Annotated in this window: 6 protein-coding genes and 1 pseudogene; 5 read left to right on the top strand and 2 right to left on the bottom strand. The window is 67.0% G+C overall.

Features of this window, described 5'->3' with window-relative positions:
- Positions 1-1,406 (bottom strand): helix-turn-helix domain-containing protein (locus tag BRAS3809_RS24690; RefSeq protein WP_035658233.1); only part of this gene is annotated, 1,406 nt, incomplete at its 3' end.
- Positions 1,407-1,601: 195 nt separating this feature from the next.
- Here BRAS3809_RS24690 and BRAS3809_RS24685 point away from each other — a divergent pair.
- Positions 1,602-1,808 (top strand): DUF4170 domain-containing protein, encoded by a 207-nt coding sequence (locus BRAS3809_RS24685; RefSeq protein WP_006612464.1) that lies wholly within the window; start codon positions 1,602-1,604, stop codon positions 1,806-1,808.
- Positions 1,809-2,062: 254 nt separating this feature from the next.
- Complete coding sequence (locus BRAS3809_RS24680) at positions 2,063-2,614, top strand: hypothetical protein (protein ID WP_008964755.1); 552 nt, start codon at positions 2,063-2,065, stop codon at positions 2,612-2,614.
- A gap of 62 nt (positions 2,615-2,676) precedes the next feature.
- Here BRAS3809_RS24680 and BRAS3809_RS24675 read toward each other — a convergent pair whose 3' ends face one another.
- Positions 2,677-3,561 (bottom strand): metallophosphoesterase family protein, encoded by an 885-nt coding sequence (locus BRAS3809_RS24675; protein WP_008964754.1) that lies wholly within the window; start codon positions 3,559-3,561, stop codon positions 2,677-2,679.
- 124 nt (positions 3,562-3,685) lie between these two features.
- Between BRAS3809_RS24675 and BRAS3809_RS24670 the strand changes: the two genes are divergently transcribed.
- From BRAS3809_RS24670 to BRAS3809_RS24660, 3 genes and pseudogenes are all read left to right on the top strand, one after another.
- On the top strand, positions 3,686-4,201 hold the full coding sequence (locus BRAS3809_RS24670; protein WP_201767126.1) for an NUDIX domain-containing protein: 516 nt from the start codon (positions 3,686-3,688) through the stop codon (positions 4,199-4,201).
- 48 nt (positions 4,202-4,249) lie between these two features.
- Positions 4,250-5,182 (top strand): glycosyltransferase family 2 protein, encoded by a 933-nt coding sequence (locus tag BRAS3809_RS24665; protein ID WP_170323326.1) that lies wholly within the window; start codon positions 4,250-4,252, stop codon positions 5,180-5,182.
- Between the two features lie 103 nt (positions 5,183-5,285).
- A pseudogene (locus tag BRAS3809_RS24660) lies at positions 5,286-5,583 on the top strand (amidohydrolase); the annotation flags it as partial.

The following is a 5,583-nucleotide window of genomic DNA, read 5'->3' as shown; positions in this document are numbered from 1 at the left end:
CGGCGGGTGGTCTCGTCCAGGATCAGCGTGCGCGTGATCGGCGGCTCGGCGCGCTGGGCGCAGTTCTCGCGCTCGCAGAGCCGGCAGTTGACGCCGATGGGCGTGCCCTCGGCCGTCTCCAGATCCATGCCGGCGGCATAGACCAGACGCGACGCATGCCTGATCTCGCAGCCCAGGCCGATGGCGAAGCGCGGCTGCGGCAGCGGATGCGGCGCGACCGGACGGCGCACCATCTGGGCGATCGAGAAATAGCGCGAGCCGTCCGGCAGCTCGATGATCTGCTTCAGGAGGCGGTCCGGCGTGTCGAAGGTCGAATGCACGTTCCACAGCGGGCAGGTGCCGCCGAACTTGGAGAACGGGAAGGTGCCCGACGAGAAGCGCTTGGAGACGTTGCCGGCATTGTCGACGCGCAGCATGAAGAACGGGATGCCGCGCGCGTTCGGGCGCGACAAGGTGGTGAGACGGTGGCAGACCTGCTCGAAGCCGGTGCTGAAGCGCTGCGCCAGCACGTTGATGTCGTAGCTCAGCGCCTCCGCCGCGGCGAGGAACGGCGCATAGGGCATCATGACGGCGGCGGCGTAGTAGCTGGCCAGCGTCATGCGGTAGAGCCGGCGCGAGGTGTCGTCGAGCGCGCCGGCGCGGCCGATGATGATCTCGAACTGCGGCAGGCACTCGGCCATGCCGAGTTGCACGGCGAGCTGGAAGGTGCGGCCGGGCCCGTCGACCAGCTCGGAGATCAGCAGCTGGCGGCGGTGGCGGTCGTAGCGGCGCAAGGTCTCGCGCATGACGTCGACCGGCATCACCCGGGTCTGCACAGAATGTTTTTCGCGCAAACGCGCCGCGAGCGCGGCGTAAAGTCCTTCGGCCGGCACGTCGAGCGCGTCGCGCAGGGCTTCGGCCTGCTGCTCGAGCTCGGCGAAGTAGTTGCGGTTAGCCTCGATCAGGTCGCGCACCCGCTCGATCGGGTTGGCCTCGAAATGGCCGCCGGCGTTGCGGTCGGCCATCTGCGCCGCAACCAGGGTCTCGCCGCGCCGGGCCTCCGCATAGGCGGCGTACAGCCGCTGCAGCGCGTGGGTGACGCCGGGGCACAGCTCGGCGAGGTCGCGCAACTCCTGCTTGGGCAGCTCGATCTGGCGGAACAACGGATCGGAGAAAATCTCGTTGAGCTCGGCGAAGAAGCGGTCCTCGTCGGCGGTGGCGAGGTCGCGCAGGTCGAGGTCGTAGACCTCCGCCAACCGCAGCAGGATCTGGGCGGACACCGGGCGCTGGTTGCGCTCGATCAGGTTGACGTAGCTCGGCGAGATGCCGAGCCCCTCGGCGAGCTGAGTCTGCGACAGCCCCAATTGCTGGCGGATGCGCCGGAAGCGTGGGCCGACGAACAGCTTCTTTCCGGATTCGCCGGGCATTGCGTTCCCCTCGGAGCCGTCCGGCTCCCGATTTGTGACAAAATTTACAAAATGACATTTATGACAAGTGATGATGTTACATGACATCACCATTCGAAAACAAGGCCTCTATACGAAGCTGCCGGTTTCGCGTTTATCTCTGGTCACGCAAATCGCAATGCACTGTCAAAGTTGTGACGGTTGATGGAGGGTCTCATGACCAGCAATTTCTGGGTGATCGGCGGCGAGTTCGGCTCGATGAATTTCCACAAGCTGGTGGAAGGCTCGGCCCAGGTGAAGGGTCCGTTCAAGTCGCGCAAGGAAGCCGAGGACTGCTGGCGCGAGGTGTCCGAGGAGAACCGCCACAAGGCCGGCGTCCGATTCTCGATCGTCGAGGAGCCGCAGCGCGCTCCGGCGGCCTGAGGCGGACAGCCAAAGAACACCTTGCCGGGTATCTGAATAAAGCTCGAGGAAGAGCCCAAGGACGGGGCGGTCTCAGCCGGGTCACACCGGAGGAGGCCGCCCACGTCCGTTCTGCAGCCCTGGTTTGGGCGCTGATTATCTCACCGTGCGTATAAGTCTTTGAAGACAAATGGGGTTTGCGGAATACTCGGTTACTGATAGGTTAATGGGAGAAATCCTGGCGAAACCAGGGCCGAACCGTGAAAGCGTGAGCGATGTCCGAGGCCCCCGACAGCAGCACCGAACCGCGCCCCGTCCGCCTGCGCGAGGCGCTGCGCCAGGCCCGGATCGAGGCCGCGGACCGAACGGGTGTGGTGGTCGATCTGCGCGATGCCGAGGTGGCGCGGCTCGAGATTCTCAACGATGCGCTCGACCCGCTGTTCGCCGAGATCCCCAACCAGATCGACCTGTTCGATCGCGCCATCAGCCAGGGCGAGACGCCGCGGCTGTGGATCGACGTCGTCGCCCATGTCGTGATGGGGCGGGACAAGCGGCAGTACCGCTTCGTGCAGGACACCCGCAACGGCCGTATCGTGCTCGCGGAGTCGCACGAGATCGGCGCGATCGTGAAGGCCGTGACCGACTACGTCGCCCGCCGCATGGTCGAGCGCGAGCGCGCCTTCAGCGTCGCCCGCGTGCAGGCGCGCGCGGACGGCGGGCCGCCGCCGCGCGGCCGGCTCTGGCCGTTCGTGCTCGGCTTCGTGCTCGGCGCGCTGTCGCTGTTCGGGTTCGCGCTGTACGAGAGCCTGAAGCCGATCTCGTTCTGACGCATGATCCGGAACAGTCGGCACCGGTTTTCCGACCGGATCATGCGCAAGCGAAGCGAACGTCAGAGCAGGCGAATCTCGCGGATCTCGCGCACGCGCCGGGCGTCGTTCACAGAGCGCACGGTCATGTCGCAGCGCCAGTGATTGCCCTGGGGCGCGATGGCGAAGATGTTGTAGGCGGCGGCAGGGTAGTGACCGTGCGCCAGGGACGACGCGGAGGGGACGCCGACGACCGGAATCTTGCGCTCGGGGCCGTCGATCCAGATCGTCGAATGCACGTGGTCATGGCCGTGCAGCACCAGCTCGACGCCGTGGCGCGCGAGCAGCGCGATCAGCTCCTTGGAATCGGTGAGCCGCTTCATCCGGTTGGCCGAGCGCAGCGGGTGATGCACCAGCAGCACGCGGAACAGCGGCTCATGCGCCAGCGAGGAGAGCAGTTGCTCGAGCGCCGCGAGTTGCGCGCCGCCGATCCGGCCGGTCGCCATGAACGGCGCCGAGGGCACGGCGGAGGAGAGGCTGATCAGCGCCAGCGGCCCGCGCCGGCGCAGCGAGGGAAAGGTGGCGGGCGCGTCGGCATCGCCGCCGAAATAGGCGGCAAAGCTCTCGGCGAAGCGCAGCCGCGTCGAGCGCACATAGGCGTCGTGATTGCCAGGGATGGCAGTGACCTTGTCCGGCGGCCCGACCGTCCGGAGCCACTCCCGGGCGACGGGGAATTCGGACTCGAGGGCGAAATTGACGAGATCGCCGGTCACCGCGATCTGGTCCGGCATCTGCGCGTGCAGGTCGGAGATCAGCAGGTCCAGTATGTCGCGGCGGTGATATTTGTAGCGGTTGCGCGTCCAGTTGAGATAGCCGAGCGCCCGCTTGCCGGCGAGTTCGGACAGACGCGGCCGGTGCAGCGGCGCGAGATGCGGGTCGGACAGATGGGCGAGCGTGAAGGCGGCCATCACGCGTCTCTGCGCCGATGTCGGATGCGGGCGCGTCCAGCCGTCATGTCGTGCTATCCCTCATGTCAGGGGCTCTCATCGCAAGCCCCGCCCTCCAGCGCAAGACCAACCGGGACGACGAGATTTGACGACAACACGATTGAGCAGGTTGCGGATCCGGTTCGAGCCGGTGCTGCGGCGTGGATTCCACCTCTATTGGCGGTTCGCCCGCGGCATGACGCTCGGCGTCCGCGGCGTGGTGCTGGATGCCGACAACCGGGTGTTCCTGGTCCGGCACGGCTATGTCGCGGGCTGGCACCTGCCGGGCGGCGGCGTCGAGGTCGGCGAGACGTTCATGGAGGCGCTGCAGCGCGAGCTGTTCGAGGAGGGACGCATCGCGCTGGCCGGCGAGCCGGAGCTGCACGGCATCTTCCTCAACAGCCATGTCTCGCCGCGCGACCACGTCGCCGTCTTCGTTATCAAAAGGTTCACGCAGGACCGCCCGCCCGAGCCCAACCGCGAGATCGTCGAGACCGGCTTCTTCGCCCGCGACGCGCTGCCGGAGGGCACGACGCCCGGCACGCTCTCCCGCCTGCGCGAGGTGCTGGATGGCGTTAAGATCATTCCCACATGGCGGCCCGAAACGGCCGGACCATTATGAATTTCTGCACCGAAAGGCGGCACTCTCCCGGCCATGGGAGACGGGTTCATGAGTTCTCAACCGATGCGGATCGCCGTGCTGGTGCCCTGCTACAATGAGGAAGCGGCGGTCGCGACCGTGGTCCGCGACTTCAAGCAGGCGCTGCCGACGGCGACGGTCTACGTCTACGACAACAATTCCAAGGACCGCACCGTCGAGGTCGCCCGCGCCGCCGGCGCCGAGGTCCGCAGCGAGCGGCGGCAGGGCAAGGGCCACGTCGTCCGCCGCATGTTCGCCGACGTCGATGCCGACATCTACGTGCTGGTCGACGGCGATGCCACCTATGACGCGCCGAGCGCGCCCGGCATGATCGAGCGGCTCGTGGCCGAGCGGCTCGACATGGTGGTGGGCCTGCGGGTCGACCAGGAGCAGGCCGCCTACCGCATGGGGCATCGCACCGGCAACTGGATGCTGACGAGCTTCCTCGCCGAGGTGTTCGGCCAGGCCTTCAAGGACATCCTGTCCGGCTACCGCGTGTTCTCGCGCCGCTTCGTCAAATCCTTCCCCGTGCTGTCGGACGGCTTCGAGATCGAGACCGAGCTCACCGTGCATGCGCTGGAGCTGGCGCTGCCGGTCGCGGAGATCGCGACGCCGTACTACGCCCGGCCCGAGGGCTCGGTGTCCAAGCTCAACACCTGGCGCGACGGCTTCCGCATCCTGAACACCATCCTGAAGCTGTATCGCTCGGAGAAGCCGCTGCGCTTCTTCACCGCGATCGGCATCTTCCTCGCGCTGGTCTCGATCGGCTTCGCGATTCCCGTCTTCGTCACCTTCATCGAGACCGGGCTGGTGCCGCGGCTGCCGACCGCAGTGCTATCGATGGGCCTGATGATCATGGCGCTGCTGTCGGCTTCGTCGGGCCTGGTGCTCGATACCGTCACGCGCGGCCGGCGCGAAATGAAGCTGCTGGCGTATCTGTCGCAATCACCGGTGGGAGGCTGACGCTGCGATCGGGAGGCTGCCAGGACCGGACCGAAGCTTGTATCCGCCGGCCGTTCCGGCCATGGTTCGCGCTGGTCCACGTCCAACGAGAACATCGCCTCCCATGCCCATCCTGAACAGCATCGCCGCGCTCACCGACGACATGGCGGCCTGGCGCCACGATTTCCATGAACATCCGGAGCTGATGTACGAGGTGCACCGCACCGCCGGCATCGTCGCCGAGCGCCTGCGCGAATTCGGCTGCGACGAGGTGGCGACGGGGATCGGCCGCACCGGCGTGGTCGGGGTCATCCGCGGCCGCAAGACCGGTTCGGGCCGCATCATCGGTCTGCGCGCCGACATGGATGCGCTGCCGATCGAGGAGGCCTCGGGCGTGCCCTATGCGTCGAAGACGCCGGGGC

It is taken from the genome of Bradyrhizobium sp. STM 3809 (assembly GCF_000239795.1).
In the GTDB taxonomy this organism is placed as follows: Bacteria; Pseudomonadota; Alphaproteobacteria; order Rhizobiales; family Xanthobacteraceae; genus Bradyrhizobium.
The sequence above is the reverse complement of the archived record's forward strand: the minus strand, read 5'-3'. Positions and strand labels throughout refer to the sequence as shown.